Genomic DNA, 18,784 nt, shown 5'->3' with positions numbered 1-18,784 from the left:
AAATGTAATACCACGTCTCGGCTATGGTTAGTACGGGAATTAAAAAGCGATTAATTTCCGATTAAGAACTTAGCCAAAACTTTTTATTTTGTTTTATCTTTTCATTTTAAAGCCAAATTAAAAGATTTGGCGGTGTTTTTAAATGGCACTGAACTTTCGTGAATAACAGAACGCCCTATTTGCTATATACGGTATTAGCAACTTGCTTTTCTATTTCCGATTTAAAAATTCTTTAGCAATTTCATCTACTACATTATGAGAATTACTCCATTTACAATATACATCTAATGCCCACTTTTTTATCAAATCTTTACATTCAGTTTCGTTAGTTGATTTATCTTTAATATCTGTCGTTGTAATATTTCCTCTTTTAAGTATTTCAGGAGGGTCCAGATACTCATTCTGTTTATGAACTTTGTATTTATTTAGATATTCACTAAGTTTTGGTGAAAGTTCATAAGTCCATTTTATGCCGTATTCAAAAATCAAATGAAGCCTTGACAGGTGAAAATGATTATTCCACCTACCGTGAATTTCTGGATGTTGTAATGTATGTGCATCAACAATCAGAAATCTATATATGTGATTTTCAATATTTGAAAAATCAATTTTTTGAAATCCAAGATTGAAAATTTCTAAGCATTCGTGAATTCCACGTTTTGTATTTGCACCGCAAAACTGACAGATCCCTTTACTCAATAAAGTGACTCCATTTTTTTCTGCTAAATCAATGTAATCTTGCATCGTGTGTTTTGCTTGTTGCTAATGCGAAATATCTGAATCGGAGCAAGGCAAGCAAGCTTAAACCAATCTATTTATCTGCCCATTTTTATTTCTTGCCTGCCTGCCATCCGCCAGGTAGGTAGGTTTAATTTATAAAAATCTAGCGCCACTGCAAAAAGGAAATGGCCTTTCGATCTAGCACTAAATTGCTCTGATTTTATATATAATGTTACCATTAGTGTTTTAGTCCGTCCAGAATTTTAACTTCGGCTTGGTTCAAGCTTTTAATCGGTAAATAAATTCCTTGTTTGGATTTAGTTTTTAAAGCAAAATATGATTTTCTTTTTAGAATTTTATCCAGTTCTGAGTAGTCTAATTCCGATTTACTTTTGTCAGATTTGATAATTATTTTTTCAGGTTCTATGGAATAATCAAGATCAAAGTTTTCGAACCACGAATTCTTAGTTAAAATTGTGATTAAAGGTCTCAGAATATAATAAATTCCAAAAATTATAAAAATTCCAGAGTAATTGGTTCCGAATTTAGCACTCTCGTCAAAGTATTGATTTAATCCCATTAATAATATAAGAGGCCCACATACAATTCTTAAAATAGAATAGAAAATTCCATAACCAAAGTAATATTCATTTAAGAATATTTTTATTTTTTCAGATTTTGAGATATTCAGCTTGCTCATTTTTTAAGTTAATAGTAACGCCAAATATATGAATCGGAGCAAGGCAAACAAGCCTTAACCAATTGATTTATCTGCGCATTTTTATTTCTTGCCTGCCTGCCATCCGCAAGGTAGGTAGGTTTAATTTATAAAAATCTAGCGCCATTGCAAAAAGGAAATGACCTTTTGATCTAGCGCTAAATTGCTCTGATTTCATATATAATGTTACAGCACGTTTTTTGTTTTTAAAATACGTTGTGCTGCGTTTTTTGCTTCGTTTACATAACCACTATTTTCATCCGCAATACGTTTCAATTCCGATTCAGGTTTTGATTGGAACTTTCGTTGATAAACCTCAATTAGCTTTTTCGTTTCTAGATTTTTATCCGTCAAATCTTGTTCCGTCAACTTTTTTTCAGGAAACATTTCGTTTAGTTGTTTTTTATTTAAAACAAGGAATGTAATTAATAAAGCCAAAAATATTGGATTGAAATTAATAGGTCCAATGTTGAATGCAATACTCCAATAATAAATATCGATTATACTTATAATTCCTAGTATCAATGTTAATCCGAATACATAAACAAAAAGTTTTTTATTCTTAAAGTAGAGTATTGTCGAAACTCCAATTAACACTAATCCAATATAATGTTTGTAATTCAGTATATAATCCGTCAAAAGTGTAATTCCAATTGAGTAGAGTAGGAGAAGTATACAAATCAGTAATGGAAATATTTCTTTTTTTATCATATGTGCTGTAACGTTCTGTGTATGGCTTGTTGCGGAATTTTCCAACGGAAATATTCCCATAAGTCGCCAAGGTAGTAACTCTGCAATGAATTCCGTTACTTATGCTGAGCTTTCCGAAGTAAAGAGTTCTGATGCAATGGGTTATATATCTTTATCCTATCATTATATTTGTAAATAAGAATCCATAAAGCCATAAAAGTCCATAAATATTGATAATTCCGAATATTAATTCGAAAACTAACTCTTTATTTACCTTATAATTTTTTAATTCCGAACCAATAGTTTTTAAATTTTGTTCAGTCTCGATTCCGATTTTTGTGTCCGCAATTCTATCTCCGATTCTTTGTGTTGGACTAACAAGTGTGAAAATCAAATCGATTGGTATAATTGGTAAAAAATTCCGTAACGAGCTTTTCCATTCATCCGCTTTTTGATCAGTCAGATTCTGTACTTGAATTCCGAACATTCGTTTACCAATACTCTTTCCATTTAGAAAATCTTTATTCATTGTAATTGGATAAACAATCATCATTGAAATGAACAAATCAGAAGTTAGTGAGAAAATTATAAATCCGATTACTGCCATAATCAGATAATCAATAATAAATGCTTTTGCTCTATTTTCTAATATTACTTTCAGGTCTTTTAATTTTTTAATAAGAGATAACGTGTTCGTGTATGATTCCGTTACGTGTTTGAACAACTAAATTAGCAAATACAAACCGAATAGAAAATCCACGAGGATTTTTGTAAGTAAGTCTTTACTAACAATGAGTTATACACGTTGACACGTTTTTTAATTATAGTAAATGTAATAAGTTAAAATAATTGCAGTCAAATTGTAAATTCCGTGAGCTACTATTGAAGCTGTCAACCGTTGGGTTATTAAGAATAATAAAGTGTACATAATAGTCGGAATTAATATATCAAACCAATCCATTAATGTAACTGGCATATGACCGATTGAAAATATCATAATAGATAAAATTGCAGAAAACCATAATCCTACTTTTGGGTTTTTAAAGACATCTTTAAGCACACTAATGAAGTATCCTCTATTAAAAAGTTCTTCTGTAACTCCACCACCAATTACTCCCAATGCAATAAACGAAAGGGTCCCTGTTAAACTACCATCATACATTCCCAACATTCCATTAATGTCTGGTCGGTTTATTCCGCCTGTATTTGGTATTATGAGTAAAAATTGAAGCATAGTCCATAACGCTCCAAATACAAGACCTAATAGGATATCCTTTTTTATGTTAACAAACTTTAGACCTATATAACTAAAGTTCTTTTTTAAGATTTTTAGTGAAGCATAAAGCAAGGCTGTAATTGAGAAAAATTGAAATAAAGCCATCCATAGTAAATTTATTCCAATCTTCCCACCATTTATTTTGGTAACGCCAAAGAATATATCTGGAATAATAAACAATACATAACCTAATAAAATTGTGAGTATGAAAACGATTATAGTTTTATTTTTGCTGATTGCTTTCGTCATAATATATTAAACTCTTTTAAAAAAATTAAAGACTATTTTCTAATTTGTAATTGTTTTCGGTCCATAAATACCATCTCTGTGAACCGTGACCGAAATAGTTCTCAGCCTAAAATAATTTTCTGATAAGTACCATAGTTCATCTATTCCCCGGTTACTTCCCCAAGTGTTTTTAAGTATATAAAACTTCTCACCGCTGCTATCGTATGTTACACCAACTAAATGCATATTGTACTCATCTTGTGTTGTCTGGCGGTTGAATGCACTTTGGCGTTCTTTTTGAGTTATTTTAGCAAGTGTTTCATATTCACCCTTCAAAGTGACGTAGCCATTATCTTTAAAGCCACCATCAGGCCCAATATCTCCATCCCACGCTAACGAAAATCCTAAATTTATTGCTTTGTCAATTGTTTCTATGAACTGTTCTACAGGTAAATTAAGATATTCCTTATTTCTCCAATTCGCTGTAACGTCTAAGTACTCTATCATTTTTATACATAACTGTTTAGAATTATGTAGCCTTTATTCAGGACGAGTCAATATGTGCCACAACATCTCGACTATGGTTAGTACGGGATTAAAACAAACTGACCTTTCGATTAAGGACTTAGCCAAAACTTTTTATTTTGTTTTATCTTTTCATTTTAAAGCCAAATCAAAAGATTTGGCAGGCTTGGATTAAAACTTTAAACTTCCGATTAAGCATCAAAATCCATATTAATTATCTTTAGAGAACTGGACTGGAGCTTTTCATAGGATACGTTGTTATGGGCTGGTTTTATTCTGTCCAACCAACAGTTTTTTTCCATTCCTCAATTTCCTGTTTTCTTTTTTTTAAGTCTGTCGGTGGCGATTGTTCATTATTTTTAGCTTGTTTTCTTATAATTTTAGTTTGTTCTTCAATTGAATTAAGTCCAATGGATTTTCGTCTTTGATTCACTTTTTTCAAGTCATCAAAAATATTAGGGCTCAATTCTCCGCTTTCATCCCAATCAAATTGAGTTCCATAAAGTTGTGGTTTATTCTCAAAAACTGCTATACGGTCAGTCAAGTACGCTAAATTTTTTGAATTGGCTTTATTTTGATGAACAGCAATTTCTAATAGTTTTACACACTTTTTCATAAAGTTAGGTTGTCCGATAGAATGTTGTATTATTAACCAAGTTGCTTCACTTGCTTCTTTACCAACTTTGTCAACTGTCGGATAACCTATTTTGTTTATTATTTCATTTAGAGTTTTTGCATTTCTGTTGTGAATTTCAGCCATTTCTTTATTGTAGCCTTCATCAAGTTTTCCACTTTCAATTAGTTTTTCACGAAATTCCAAATCAGTATTTTTCAGTTCGATTATTTTATCTGCAAATTCTCTGTAATTCATTCTGATAATTGTATGGTGTTTAACTTGCCCATAACGGTTTGTATATGGCTTGTTGCGGAAAATCAGCTATGATTTTCCGCCATAACCGAAAGATAGCAAATTGCGATCAATTACGTTTAAGGAAATTAGCCGCAATGGGCTATACACTGTGTTATGCATAGGCCTCCTTAATAATTTTTAATATTACGTTCGATGGTATTACAGCATAGTAGGGTAGTTTCCCTTTTGAAAGAAGAGCATCTTTTTCATAAAGTTCCCTTGTAAGTATACCTAAAACCAAACCTCTTTCATCAATTATAGGAGAACCACTATTTCCAGTGGATGTTTTTGCCGAAATCAAGAAGAGATTATTTCCTCTATAATCTTCAATATGTGAGTTTATTTCTCCCCTATGGCAAACTTGATACGCCTCTTTGGCCATTGGAATAGACGGATATCCAATCGTTATTATATCCGAAAGCAAGTTTGGCACCTCGTTGAAATTTAAATTGTCTGAACTAATTGGAGTTTTAAGCTCAAGAATTGCTATATCCAATTCCTCATTCAAAACAGAAACCTTGAATTCTAACTCCATATCGTTTTTGGTAAATAATCTAATTTTCTTAAAATTCGAGACAACATGATTATTCGTAATAATTAACTGTCTTCCATATACTGAGGTTAAGAACCCAGTTCCTATGTCCTTATCGTCATTTGAAGCTGTATTTTCAATTTTGAATACGGAATTACTGTATCTATTTGCGATATGTTCAAAACCAAAAACAAGGTTTTCTATTGCTCCGAATTCATTGGCGGCTTTTGCGACTGCTGTATTTGCCTGATAGAGATTCTCATTAGGAAAAAGCATGTCCATTTTGGTAATAAGAGAATTGTCAACCAATATATTCAATACGTGATTGACTAAAAGAAATTCTGCACCTCCTTGGTATTCTCCAAAATCCATTGAAGAAAACAAACCCATTCCTATTCTATGAGCCAATTTTTGCTCTCCTTTTTTCGTGAAAAATGAAACTATACTTTTGTGCAATTCAGGATTAAGTGACTTAGAAAGAAAAAATTGTATAATTTCAATTACTTCAGTTTTTCTCTCTCTTAAGTACTGCGATTTGCTTATCATATGTGTTTTGATGATTTTGACTTATGCATAACGCCAAATATATGAATTGGAGCAAGGCAAGTAAGCCAGAACCAATCGATATATCTGCGCATTTTTATTTCTTGCTTAATTTATAAAAATCTAGCGCTTTCGTAAAAAGGAAATGACCTTTTGGTCTATCGCTAAATTGCTCTGATTTCATATAATGTTACCACCAGTTATTTTATATTTTGAATAATATTATGTTCTCATAAAGGGTAAAGGTCTGCTCTTTTTCGTTGAAATTATTCAAATCCACTTTAAAGGCAGCCTTTTCAGATATGTGTTTTTTGTCAAACCTATAGTATGTATAACCATCTTGTTCAATAACATCTATTCCGGGAACTGGTTCATAATTAATACTGTCAGTTCCAAAGCCTAATCTCACAAGCCAGTTTCTATTTGGATTATTTTTATAAACGAAATAATAAAATTTTTCATCCTGTTTTAAGCTTGGTTTTTCGGTGAATCCAGTCAAAAAATACAAAGGGTCAATATATTGAGAGTTATTAAACTCTTCTAATGACATAGGTTTTTCTAACAATTGCCATTTATTTTCGGAGGGATAGTGAGTGATAATTGCATTTTCTGGACTAATATCAAAATAGAAATCAGGGACATTAGTTTCAAATTGTTTCGCCCAAGTCGAATCAACTATTAACCATGAATCGTTTATTCTTAAAGCATTCCAAGCATGACCAAAACCTGTATCTAAATCTGGTTCTACTGTTTGATTTGTTATATGTCTAATATGTCCAAGAATTATTTCATTTTCAATCTCCATTTTGTCCATAAACCATTTGTATAATACAGAATATCCTCCACATACTGCACTCCTTTTTTCAAATACCAGAAAAGGATTTGCATTATGGTTGCTGTCCTCATTGGTCCAACTTTCTTTTTTAAGTCTGTCCAACATTTCATAATCATATTGGATGTTTTTACTAATCCAATAATAGAAGAATCGTGCACGCTCTTTATTATTATTTATATTATTTTTCGCATAATTGGTCAATTCCTCCATTAATAGGTTTTTGTCCGCTAGTTCTTCCACCAATTCCTTTGCAGTTTTGGTCTGCCCCAAAAGGATGTTAATACCAAAAAAAAATAGGATTGTTAGAAAAAGGTATTTCATAATTGGTGGTAACGCTAAATATATGAATCGGAGCAAGGTAAACATACCTGAACCAATTGATCTATCTGCGCATTTTTATTTCTTTTTAAACTTATAAAAATCTAGCGCTAACGCAAAAAGGAAATGACCTTTCTATTAAACACTAACTTTGCCCTGATTTCATATATAATGTTGTAAAACGTTTTTTATGAACGATTTACGTCATCAATAAAGGCTCTATTCTTTTTTGAAAATTTGCGAATGCTATATTTAATTCTATCAATAATGGACATCTTTGGGAAATCTAATGGAATTATTGTTTTCAAACTTTTTAAGGATTTTAATTCAGAGTTATTTAACTCAATATGGTAAATAGAATTATCCAATTTTATAGCATATTCTTTCCCTCTAAATTGTGTAACCTTTATTTTCTTATAATTTTTCAATTCAAGTGTTTTATTCCAACCATTCTTTTGAATTAATATTTTGTCAAATTCTAAAATCAAACAACCAATTCTCGAATACATAAAACCGTTTAAAAACCAAAGAAATATTAAAATTAGAAATATAGAGCTTGATATTATTCCGATTAAATCCTGATATTTTTCAAATGAATCATCAGTTCTAATGGATGATGTCATTCTTAAAAGAAAGAAAAAGTAAAGTATTGCAAGCAAACCAATGAATTTAACAATTCTATGGTTAAATATGTAGTTTTTGTCTATCAGGGTTATTTTCATATGTTTTACAACAATGGAATAAAGGACATATGTCCTTTATATTCCATGTAATTATACCTACAAATCTAATGGATTTTTGATCGATTATAAATTGTTTATAGCCACTTCATCAAAACCTTTTTTATTCTTAACCAGTAAGAGGGGTAATCTTACACCAATTTGGTAATCACTTGTGTTTCGCTATGTAGGGTTCTATGTACAGGACATTTATCTGCGATTTGTAATATTCGTGCAATTTGTTTTTCATCCAGATCGCCTTCTAGTTTGATTTCTCTGTTAAAAGTATCAATTTTTGCATTGGGGTCATCTTCACAAGCCTCACAGTCTTCTTTGTGTTTTCTGTCATAACTGGTATGCACTTCTACCTGTTGTAGATCCCAACCTTTACGTGCAACGTACATTTTTATAGTCATTGCTGTGCAGGCAGATAGCCCTGCAGAGACCAATTCATAAGGGGTAGGGCCATAGTTGTTGCCACCTAATTCTTCTGGCTCATCGGCTACCATGTAGTGATCTCCTACTTTCATTTGGGTAGTAAAACCAGGTGTGTTATCTAAGCTAGCAACTACGTGATGATCACTTTTTAGTTTAGGGGTTTCGGGCATATTAATATATCTTGATGACCACCCCGCAATTACTTTGCCGGCATATATAGAATCTTCTTTTTGCATTAATAAATGATCAGCTCCATCCAGGGTAACAAAACTTTTAGGATGTCTGGCAGCCAGATAAATCTCTTCTGCATTTTTGATCCCTACAGTAGTGTCTTGTGGTGAGTGCATGACTAAGAGTGCTTTGTTTAGATTTTTGGCCACTTCCGGTAAGGATTTGGTTTCCAGATCGTCTAGAAACTGTTTCTTTATAGTAAAGTCTCTACCACTAAGGTTTACTACTGCTTTTCCATTAGCTTTGATTTCATCCAATCCACTTTTTAGTAAATGCTGCACGTGTTTTGGATTCGATGGAGCTCCTATAGTAGCTACTGCTTTTATTGTATCAATTTTTGTTGCAGCAAATATTACAGCTGCGCCTCCAAGAGAATGTCCTATAAGTAGCGATGGGGCTTGATATTCTGTAGCGAGGAAATCTGCTGCGGCCACCAGGTCTTCTACATTACCAGAGAAATTGGTGTCAGCAAAATCTCCTTCGCTTTCTCCTAACCCAGTGAAATCAAATCGCAATACTCCGAACCCTTGTGAGGTTAGTGCGCGACTGATATTACGAACCGCACCGAGGTTTTTATTACACGTAAAACAATGTGCAAAAAGCGCAAAGTTATGTGGATGTTGATCAACAGGAAGTTCTAAACGCCCTGAGAGTGTTTGTCCTTCATTATTGGTAAAAGTAACTTTGGATAGACTCATAATACTAGTTTATAAAGAGTTGATAAAGTCATTAGTTTTAAAAACAGTTGCGAATTCATCTTTTAGGTTTGCGATCTCGATATCGTGCACTAATTGGGCACTATACTTATCTCCATTAGCTCCAATCTTATCAAATGCTGCTACAGCATCTTCGATTAAAAATGTCTTAAAATCATAGTTAGCTGCCATTCTGGTGGTGGTAGAAACACAATGCTCAGTAGTAAGTCCTACAATGACTACGGTATTAATATCTAGGTGCCGTAGCTGCTCTCTAAGATCTGTGCCGATAAAAGCACTATTGACATTTTTTTTGATTATTGGTTCACCATCTTTGGGTAAGATAAAATCTTTAAAATCATTTCCTGATTTTCCGGGAAATAATGGAGAATCAGGATTAGTAGAGCAGTGCTTGATATGAAAAACAGGAAGCTGATTCGTTCTCCAGAATTTTAGAAGGGTTTCTATATTATCTTCTGCTTGTGGATTATTACGTTCTGTACCATAATATCCGGGATGATCTATTCCTTTTTGGATATCTACCAAAAGAAGCGCAGGATTATCTGTTTTATTCAAGCTCATGATTTGTATATTATATCCTTTTTTAGTCAAAAGAAGGATTTTGATGTTATTTATCTTTTCTAAAGTCGGTATTAAAGAAAACTCCTAACTGTAATCGGTCAAAATTTATTCCTGTAAAATGATTCTTAAGGTATCCAAGTTGAATGCTGAAGTTAGATTTTATATGATATCCTAAGGCTCCATATAAACGGTTCTGACCAAAAATAGGCTCCTGTAGATTAATAAAAACTTCGTCATAGACATTAAGAAACCACCGTTCATCAATGGGGTAGGTGAGTTGTAACCTATATCGGGCTCGATGTTCTGTAAAGTCATCTAATTGTGTACTGATAAATCGTTGCTCTAATCGATAACGATGCTCAAACTTAAATTTGCCAACTTCATTTTTTAGAATAAACTGCTCAAAAATTCGATGTTCATCAGAATTTTCTTCTCCTTCAATATCCTCAAATGACCCATCGGTATTGATATATCCATATCCAATAGTGGCTATAGCATTATCATTAATATGATAATTTAACCCGGTTCTCAGAAGTAACTGATTAAAAGTAGAAGTAACTTCATAAAAACGAAATTGGGCTTCTGTATGTATACTTAATTTATCACTTACTCTATTTGTACCAAAATACATATACCAAGCGCCCCATTTATCTTCTCCGGTTTCTTGAGAAAAAGTATACTGAATACTACATAAGGTTATGATGGTTAGAAGTTGAAGGGTTAAAATAGAAGAATTGAATTTCATATATTTAAAAATTTAAAGTAATGTATTCTAAATAAATTGTTTAGATGATTTTTTGCGGTTAAAAAATAATTAGAACATTCCATTGTTATGAGCTGACTTTTCTGGTATTTGTTGAATAGCGTCCCAATGTTCTATAATTTTTCCTTGTTCATTAAACAGAAAAAAATCCATGGTAACATATTCATCATTACCTGGCCATACCTGATGGGTATGTAGTGCTACAAGATTATCCTCCGCAATACATCTTACAAAAGTTATGGACTTGTCGGGATATTCTTTTTGCATCTTATCAAAATAATAGATAAACCCCTGTTTACCATCAGCAACATCCGGATTATGTTGTATATATTGATCTCCTACATATAACTCTACCGCTTTTTTTGGATTTCCTTCATAGGCAGTCTTATAAAATGCAATTGCATTTTCTTTGTTTTTTTGTAAATCCATAATGATACTACTATTACTTCAGGTGGAATTGTTTGGTTTCTTTAAATGGAGAGGTCTCTAGTTTCTCGATTTCTTCCCGATAAGGATTCCAATCTTTAGTAAAGAATTCATTAGTCTTACTTAATGCATCTTGTAATGCATCTTTAGCTTGCTGGATCAGAGTGTTTTCTGTCTTGGTCAATCCTTCTTGACGGCTGCTTACATATCGGTTCGCAATATCTAAGCGTTGTATCACATTTACTTCCGGGTTGCGAGTGATACCTTGTCGTTTATCTTCTTTACCAATATATAAAGCAACAACACTATCAATTTTTTTGGTAATGTTTTTAGAGTTTTTGATCTGATCTTTGAACTTTTTCTTATCTAATTTTTTAAGCTCTTTCTGATATTTAGTCGCAACTTCTTTACTTTCTACCAATTGTTTTACAGCATCTGCGGCAGTTTGTTGCATGCGTTCTATTTTTTTTGACGCATCATAGGTTTCATTGATGTTTTGTTGGGAAACCTGCAACCTAGGGTCACTTTTTACTTGAATCGAAGTTTCTGAAGTATGATCACCGTATGTAATGACTAATTTATATGTTCCTGGTTTCACGGTGACACCGCCCGGTTCTTTATCTTGTTTCTCGATTTTTCTAGCAGGTCTATCTGCCCCTTTTTCGTTTAGGAACCATTTCATTTTATGAAACCCTGTAGAATCTGGTGTCTTTTGTTTTAGGGTTCTTATCAATTTGTCTCCTTGATACACTTTGAGATGAATTGAATCCCACTTTACTTTTGCTTCCTCTTTTTCATCATCTTCACCATTTTCTTCAGATTCATCTTTTGGTGTTTCTTCTTTCTTTTCTTCTATCTGCAAATAATAAGAGATTAGTGCCCCATAGTCACGATTCTCGCCATTGTATAAAGCATCGCCACCAAAACGACTTCCTGTAGGTTGTTGATATGCCGCCAGATATGCTATTGGAGGATCAAAAACTTGTAGTTTTTGACTTAGGATATTTTTATTTTTTGCCAGGGCGCGCAATGGCCTTATATCATCTAATACCCAAGCTGCCCTACCAAAGGTTCCGATCACCAGGTCGTGTTCTCGGGGTTGTATCACCAAATCCTTAACAGAAACGGTGGGGAAGCCCTTAGTCCATTTTATCCAACTTCCTCCAGCATTTAATGAAATATATAACCCATCATCTGTGCCCAGAAACAACAGGTTTTTTTCTATTGGGTCTTCTACAATAGATAGCACATAGCTTTTAACATCATTACCATCTACAATACGGTTCCAGGTTTTACCATAATCTGTAGTTCTAAACACATAAGGAGTATAGTTGAATCTTCGATAGTCATTGGCTACCAGGAGTGCTTCTCCTTTGTTTTTATTAGAGGCCTTGATTTGTACAATCCAACTTCCTGTAGGGAGTTCTTTTATATTTTTTGACACATTTGTCCAGTTGGTGCCTCCGTTTTGAGTAATATGTACTTGACCATCGTCTGTACTTGCCCAAAGCATATTTTGTTCTAATGGAGAAGGTTCAATAACCAAAATTGTGCAGTGATTTTCAGCTCCGGTAGCATCCATAGTGAGGCCACCGCTTTCTGACTGCTTTAATTTTTCCGGATCATTGGTGGTTAGATCTTCAGAAATAATCTCCCAGGTTAATCCTTTATCGGTGCTTTTATGCACAAATTGACTTCCGAAGTACAGCGTGTTATTGTCAAAAGGATCAATATTGATTGCTGCGTTCCAGTTAAAACGAAGTTTTACTTTAGGGTCAGGATGTGTTGGTCTTACAGTATAATTATTGCCGGTCATCCAATCATAACGACTTACATATCCCTGCTGACTCATGGACCATCCATACTGCGAATCATCTTTATCGGGTACTACATCAAAACCATCACCAAAAGAAATCTCCTGCCAATATGAGTTTCTGATTCCTTGCGCTTTCCATACATAGGCTGGTCCACGCCAGCTACCATTATCCTGCATACCTCCATATACATTGTACGGATATTCATTATCTACATTAATATGATAAAACTGCGCTACGGGTAGGTTACCAATAAAACGCCAGGTTTTTCCACCGTCTTTAGTAATATTAAGCCCTCCATCATTACCATCGATCATAAAATTACCGTCTTCAGGGTGGATCCACCACGCGTGATGATCTGGATGTACACCATTATCTACTCCGTAAGCTGGCATTAATTGTGTGAAATTCTTTCCGCCATCTTCAGAAACATTTACATAGGTGAAGATAGAATATACTCTATTCTCGTTCTGCGGGTCTACATAAATTTCAGAATAATAAAAAGGACGATTACCGATATCATTTTTATCATTTATTTTTTTCCATGTAAAACCGCCATCAATAGATTTGTATAATGCATTTTTTTTAGCTTCGACTAAGGCATATATAATATTAGGTTTGTTATGTGCAATGGCAATACCAATTCTACCTAAGTCTCCTTTTGGTAATCCATCTTTATCTGTACGTTCTTCCCAAATTTTTCCACCATCATGAGTTACATAGAGTCCGGAACCTTTACCACCAGATTTAAAGAACCAAGGGTCTCTTTTATGTTCCCACATTGCCGCAATTAATTTATTAGGGTTAGTAGGATCCATAATCAAATCTGCAGCCCCGGTTTTATTGTTGGTAAATAATATCTTATTCCACGTTTTTCCACCATCAGTTGTTTTAAAAATTCCTCGTTCTGGATGCTCTCCCCATGGAGAACCAATAGCAGCAACATAAACAATGTTAGGATTAGTAGGATCAATGATGACTCTATGGATATGACGGGTTTTTTCTAGTCCCATTAATTTCCAGTTTTTTCCACCATCCAGGGATTTATATATACCATACCCTCCATTAAGGCTATTTCTGGGGTTTCCTTCTCCCGTTCCCACCCAGATTACGGAAGGATTAGATTGTTGGATCGCCACTGCACCAATAGAAGCTGTAACTTCTTTATCAAAAATAGGATGCCATTTAATTCCACCAGAAGTAGATTTCCATAATCCTCCTGAAGCGGTTCCCACATATATGATATCAGGATTGGCAGTGACAACATCAATTGATGTTACACGGCCACTCATTCCTCCCGGTCCAATATTACGTGGTGTAAGATCTTTAATAAGATCCATAGAGAATTCCTGAGCAGAAATTATAGTAGTAATACTTAAAAATAGTAGAAAAATATATTTTTTCATTGTGTATTGTGTGAGTGATTTATAGTTGTATTTGTTCTTCGAGCTTTGTTAAAAAATGAACCGCCGGATAGCGGTTTTTTAAAGATTGTAATTCTTTTTCCTTTATTCTAGGAGAAATATGAGTTGCAACTATTTGCTTGGGGTTAATGTGCTTTTTAATTAAAGCTTCTGCATTATCATCCATAAGCATCCAATAGGGGAGAACAGCGATATTAATATTTTCGTTTTGTAATTGCAACTGATCGAATAAATTGATTTCTCTCATCCAGTTTGTGTCACCAACGTGAAGTATTCGCCTTTTACTTAATGTTATAATGTAACCTACATTTTCTATGTTAATGTGCCTTTTTCCGGCGTGGTTTATTTTTAAACCAGTAATTTTTATGTTTCCTTGAGTAGTGGTTTGTTTTTTATAATCCTTTGTTGCAATAGTAAAGATTCTATTCTTAAAGTCATCAAAGTTTTTGGTAATCTGATGAGCTCCAAAAAGAAATGCTTTTTTATTAGATATTAAATAATCTTTAGATAATTGAATACTGAAATGATCACCGTGACGGTGAGTAAATAAAATCAAATTGGGTTGTAATTCTGCATGGATTCTATTTATTAATTTTTTGGTAGGAAAAAGATAATCATCTCCATATTTGGTATGTAAACCATCAATTAAAACTGAAGAGTCTCCATCAGAAAGATATACTCCCATATTTCCTGTATACGTGAGTGTTATATTTTCTTGAGAAACTCCTGAAATGCTGATGTTAACTAGAACTAAAAGTAAGAGCTTTTTTAACATTCTTAATTGATGATTTATAAAGGTGCATAAAGTTAACAAATTGATAACTCTAAAGTCTTAAAGGGGTGTTAAGGTAAAATCCGGTACATTTGAAGTAAAAAACACAAATTATGAAATTTATAGAGCTGACGGTAAAAAATCATATCATCCTTCATGGATTTGATGCTAGAAATAAAGAAATTACCGAAAATGTAGAAGTTGCAAAAGCAGCTAAGAAACTAATTGCAGTAGATAGAATTCTATCTGTCAGTGAAAAGTTTATTCTAACCAAATACGCTTATGATCGAATTGTGTATTGGGAGTATGAAGAAGAATACGAAAGCGTAAAAGCTATGCTGTCTGATCTATAGTAAACCTAAGGGTTCATAACTTTAGAACCGTTACTTTTTCTGGCAGAAATTAGGTTAAAGTCTTTATCTACTTTAATAATAATTACGCTACCAGTAGCGAGGTTAACCATTTTCCATCTGAATCCATATGATGTTTCAAAGATTGCGGACCTTGCCATTTTTCGCAGATTGATTTCATCTAGGTTCTCCACAATTTCTGTAACCAGATGATCAAATCCACGACGTTTTACTTCTTCTTCAGAGAGTTTGCGGTCACCGTTCTGAATTGTTTTAGTATTGTGTGCTGAAAAATTCGCTGTACAAATAGTGTTAGAATAAAGCAGAGAACTAAAGAATATTAGCGTGCATAGTATATAACTTTTCATATTTTGGGGATTTATGAATTACATACTATGGTACACTGTAATAATATGTAATTACTAATTTCTAAAAATTGTAATCATAATTATATTCACTGTTTAATGCTGGTTTTTAAACCTAATCTTGACTAAGGGTAATACAAAATTACGCTATCCACATTCTTTTTATGGTATTGTTTTGTTAAAAAAGAGTGAAGGTTCTTAAAAAATATAAGAAATAGCATCGTTTTTTTTGTATTTGTTGCGAAATTCTTAAAAATGAATAAACAGAACAGTTATTTTGATTTTTTGCGTTTTTTCTCCAATTCATAGATTTGTCTTCCTAACTCTGCTAAAAATGGGATGCCAATATCATCATATTCGTAATGATCATCATTATAAGTACCGTTTTTGTTGACGTGTATAGTAGCAGAAAGAATAAACTCTATTTGATTTTTGGTATCCTGTATATAGGCACAATCGGTTAGATATCCATAAGCATATCCAACCTTGTTATAGATATTCATATATTCCGGAATATCCTTTTTGGTATCACCATATATAAAAAATTTGCCATAAGAGTCATAATATGTTTTTTTGTCATAACCTGCTACTGAGGGCAAGGTTTTCATAGCGACCAGGACAGAAGCTCTATCTGCTGAGGTGATATGAAATCGTTCTTTTTCTTGATATAACTCCGGAAACTGGATACGTTTCATAGTTTCATGAAGCGAAGTCAGAGGTAGATAATTTTTTTCCGAAAAATCTTTTGGTTTTTGCATCAAACTATCATTGTAAATAAATCCTTTTCCTTTTAATATTTTATGCAATAATAACCTGGATTGAGGTGAGTTTTCTATACTTTCTTGAGTATACACAGTGCTACTATCGTGAGTATTTTCTTTAAAAAATGTAATGGACTGAGTTTTTGGATTATGAGAATAGTGTGCAGAAAGCCGATGCGAAATTCGTCCTTTTAGATTTTTGGATATTAATTTTTGATTTATATAGTCCTGACCAAGGAGCTCGAATAAACGATTATACGCTTTATTACTGCTTACCGCAAAAATTTTAAGGTTTTCTTTTTCTATAGAGGTATAGAGTGTATCAAGTTCTGTTTTAAAAATAGAACCGCGATTAATATCGACACCTTTTTCTTGTAGTTCTTTTAATTTTTCCAAAGCAATTAATGCTACAGGAAATTTTACGGTGCTAGCAGGGTAGAAGTAGATACTATCATTGACATTGAACTCATAGTCTACAAAACTAAGTGCTCCTTTCTTATCGCGATTGATCTGGGAATATAAAATTTGTACTTCATATCCTTCAGGGGCAGACATTACTTTTTTGATATGCTCGGTATCTGATGCCAAAACGGTTTCCAAAGGAGATCTTTTAGAACATGAAAATAAGAGCACAATTATCGTTAAGAGAGAAAAATGATATCTCATAAAAATATTTTTGATATAACTTTTTACCGATTTTATAGTATGTGTCTTTTTCAATCCTGAAATATGTTTTTGGATGGTTTACCATATTTTCCACAGTAAAAAGTATAGTAATGATACCTACAGCATTATCCCGGCATTAGTATAAGCAAATTCATTACCTGCTGATTTTATGATAAGACGAATTAATGTATTTGTAAGGTGTTGTCTCAAATATAATAAATGTTCGTGATTTATGTACATATTTCATCGTATCCGCTTTTTTACCACATAATTATCCAAAACAAATGTTAATTCTGATTTCTTATAGGAATGTTCAGTTCCTATCTTTTATAAAATGTACTAACTTTAACATATGAAAGAGAAAAAGAAATTATTCAAAAAGGGCTTTGCGTTTAAAGTTTACAAAGCTCCTGAACAATCTCCTTTTGATAAACTTTTTGATATTTTTCAAGAAGTCATTACGCATACATCGGGCGATCTTGATGAAGCTTTGGATTGGATGAAAGAGCTGGATAAAGAATATAATCTTACTGATGAGAACTATACGCTGGATGATTTTGTAGAAGATCTAAAGAAAAAAGGATATATCAGAGAGGAGATTAAGCCTGATGGTAAAGGAGGTATGTCTATTACTGCCAAAACCGAACAAGCGATCAGAAAACGTGCGTTGGATCAGATTTTTGGTAAACTAAAACGCAGCGGCGCCGGTAATCACAGGACCAATTATATTGGTAGGGGAGATGAGCACTCGGGTGAATTCCGAAATTATCAATACGGAGATTCATTAGAACGAATATCGATTACAGAAAGCCTTAAGAATGCTCAGATCAACCATGGTATCGGGGATCTTAATCTCACTGAAGATGATCTGGTGGTAGAGGAGACGCAATATAAAGCTCAGATGAGCACCGTATTGATGATTGATATTAGTCACAGTATGATTTTGTATGGCGAGGATCGAATCACTCCTGCAAAAAAAGTGGCTATGGCACTGGCAGAATTGATTACTACACGATATCCCAAGGATACATTAGATATATTAGTTTTTGGTAATGATGCCTGGCCAATAGCTATTAAAGACTTGCCGTACTTGCAGGTGGGGCCATATCATACCAATACAGTAGCCGGCCTACAGCTGGCTATGGATATGCTTCGAAGAAAGCGAAATACCAATAAGCAAATTTTTATGATTACTGATGGAAAACCCAGTTGTCTGAGAATGCCGGATGGTCAGTATTATAAAAACAGTAATGGATTGGATCGCCATATTGTCAATAAATGTTATATGATGGCACAGCAGGCCAGAAAACTTCATATACCCATTACAACGTTTATGATTGCACAAGATCCATACTTGATGCAGTTCGTAAGAGAGTTTACCTATGCTAATCAGGGAAAAGCATTTTATACCGGCTTAAAAGGTTTAGGTGAAATGATTTTTGAAGATTACGAAACCAACAGAAAAAAAAGAGTTAGAGGATAA

At 33.3% G+C, this 18,784-nt stretch carries 20 protein-coding genes; 2 read left to right on the top strand and 18 right to left on the bottom strand.

All coding sequences use genetic code 11. The features are described from left to right. Positions 1–210: 210 nt before the first annotated feature. From J8M14_RS22135 to J8M14_RS22060, 16 genes are all read right to left on the bottom strand, one after another. Positions 211–744: a DUF5946 family protein gene (locus J8M14_RS22135; RefSeq protein WP_211077018.1), complete on the bottom strand. Its 534-nt coding sequence runs from the start codon at positions 742–744 to the stop codon at positions 211–213. Between the two features lie 214 nt (positions 745–958). Next, complete coding sequence (locus tag J8M14_RS22130) at positions 959–1,420, bottom strand: YcxB family protein (RefSeq protein WP_211077017.1); 462 nt, start codon at positions 1,418–1,420, stop codon at positions 959–961. Between the two features lie 204 nt (positions 1,421–1,624). After that, positions 1,625–2,149, bottom strand: a complete 525-nt coding sequence (locus J8M14_RS22125; protein WP_211077016.1) for a hypothetical protein — start codon at positions 2,147–2,149, stop codon at positions 1,625–1,627. A gap of 151 nt (positions 2,150–2,300) precedes the next feature. Further along, positions 2,301–2,852: an RDD family protein gene (locus J8M14_RS22120; protein ID WP_348772865.1), complete on the bottom strand. Its 552-nt coding sequence runs from the start codon at positions 2,850–2,852 to the stop codon at positions 2,301–2,303. Between the two features lie 93 nt (positions 2,853–2,945). Then, positions 2,946–3,653, bottom strand: coding sequence for a type II CAAX endopeptidase family protein (locus tag J8M14_RS22115; RefSeq protein WP_211077014.1), 708 nt, complete (start codon positions 3,651–3,653; stop codon positions 2,946–2,948). 39 nt (positions 3,654–3,692) lie between these two features. Continuing rightward, a complete protein-coding gene (locus tag J8M14_RS22110; protein WP_211077013.1) occupies positions 3,693–4,139 on the bottom strand; it encodes a C1 family peptidase in 447 nt (148 codons plus the stop codon). A 289-nt stretch (positions 4,140–4,428) separates the two neighbouring features. Then, entirely contained in the window at positions 4,429–5,028 is a 600-nt protein-coding gene (locus J8M14_RS22105; RefSeq protein ID WP_211077012.1) for a DUF6624 domain-containing protein, read from the bottom strand. 151 nt (positions 5,029–5,179) lie between these two features. Next, positions 5,180–6,145, bottom strand: coding sequence for a serine protease (locus J8M14_RS22100; protein WP_211077011.1), 966 nt, complete (start codon positions 6,143–6,145; stop codon positions 5,180–5,182). Positions 6,146–6,347: 202 nt separating this feature from the next. After that, the gene (locus tag J8M14_RS22095; protein ID WP_211077010.1) at positions 6,348–7,298 is read right to left on the bottom strand and encodes a transglutaminase domain-containing protein; all 951 of its coding nucleotides are present in this window, start codon (positions 7,296–7,298) and stop codon (positions 6,348–6,350) included. Positions 7,299–7,483: 185 nt separating this feature from the next. Continuing rightward, complete coding sequence (locus J8M14_RS22090; protein ID WP_211077009.1) at positions 7,484–8,017, bottom strand: hypothetical protein; 534 nt, start codon at positions 8,015–8,017, stop codon at positions 7,484–7,486. A 149-nt stretch (positions 8,018–8,166) separates the two neighbouring features. Further along, positions 8,167–9,381, bottom strand: a complete 1,215-nt coding sequence (locus J8M14_RS22085; RefSeq protein ID WP_211077008.1) for a bifunctional alpha/beta hydrolase/OsmC family protein — start codon at positions 9,379–9,381, stop codon at positions 8,167–8,169. 9 nt (positions 9,382–9,390) lie between these two features. Next, complete coding sequence (locus tag J8M14_RS22080) at positions 9,391–9,960, bottom strand: cysteine hydrolase family protein (protein WP_211077007.1); 570 nt, start codon at positions 9,958–9,960, stop codon at positions 9,391–9,393. A 46-nt stretch (positions 9,961–10,006) separates the two neighbouring features. Continuing rightward, a complete protein-coding gene (locus J8M14_RS22075; RefSeq protein WP_211077006.1) occupies positions 10,007–10,705 on the bottom strand; it encodes a DUF2490 domain-containing protein in 699 nt (232 codons plus the stop codon). 69 nt (positions 10,706–10,774) lie between these two features. Beyond that, positions 10,775–11,152: an ester cyclase gene (locus tag J8M14_RS22070; RefSeq protein WP_211077005.1), complete on the bottom strand. Its 378-nt coding sequence runs from the start codon at positions 11,150–11,152 to the stop codon at positions 10,775–10,777. 13 nt (positions 11,153–11,165) lie between these two features. Further along, on the bottom strand, positions 11,166–14,369 hold the full coding sequence (locus J8M14_RS22065; RefSeq protein WP_211077004.1) for a hypothetical protein: 3,204 nt from the start codon (positions 14,367–14,369) through the stop codon (positions 11,166–11,168). 19 nt (positions 14,370–14,388) lie between these two features. Further along, the gene (locus tag J8M14_RS22060; RefSeq protein WP_211077003.1) at positions 14,389–15,162 is read right to left on the bottom strand and encodes an MBL fold metallo-hydrolase; all 774 of its coding nucleotides are present in this window, start codon (positions 15,160–15,162) and stop codon (positions 14,389–14,391) included. Positions 15,163–15,272: 110 nt separating this feature from the next. Here J8M14_RS22060 and J8M14_RS22055 point away from each other — a divergent pair, with 110 nt between their 5' ends. Beyond that, the gene (locus J8M14_RS22055) at positions 15,273–15,512 is read left to right on the top strand and encodes a hypothetical protein (protein WP_211077002.1); all 240 of its coding nucleotides are present in this window, start codon (positions 15,273–15,275) and stop codon (positions 15,510–15,512) included. Between the two features lie 5 nt (positions 15,513–15,517). Here J8M14_RS22055 and J8M14_RS22050 read toward each other — a convergent pair whose 3' ends face one another. Both J8M14_RS22050 and J8M14_RS22045 read right to left on the bottom strand, forming a co-directional pair. Then, positions 15,518–15,877, bottom strand: coding sequence for a hypothetical protein (locus tag J8M14_RS22050; RefSeq protein ID WP_211077001.1), 360 nt, complete (start codon positions 15,875–15,877; stop codon positions 15,518–15,520). A 269-nt stretch (positions 15,878–16,146) separates the two neighbouring features. Then, a complete protein-coding gene (locus tag J8M14_RS22045) occupies positions 16,147–17,301 on the bottom strand; it encodes a serine hydrolase (RefSeq protein ID WP_211077000.1) in 1,155 nt (384 codons plus the stop codon). A 352-nt stretch (positions 17,302–17,653) separates the two neighbouring features. Here J8M14_RS22045 and J8M14_RS22040 point away from each other — a divergent pair, with 352 nt between their 5' ends. Beyond that, on the top strand, positions 17,654–18,784 hold the full coding sequence (locus J8M14_RS22040) for a VWA domain-containing protein (RefSeq protein ID WP_211076999.1): 1,131 nt from the start codon (positions 17,654–17,656) through the stop codon (positions 18,782–18,784).

It is taken from the genome of Aquimarina sp. MMG016 (genome assembly GCF_018100805.1).
Classification (GTDB): Bacteria; Bacteroidota; Bacteroidia; order Flavobacteriales; family Flavobacteriaceae; genus Aquimarina.
This window is presented reverse-complemented; position numbering and strand designations above follow the sequence as displayed.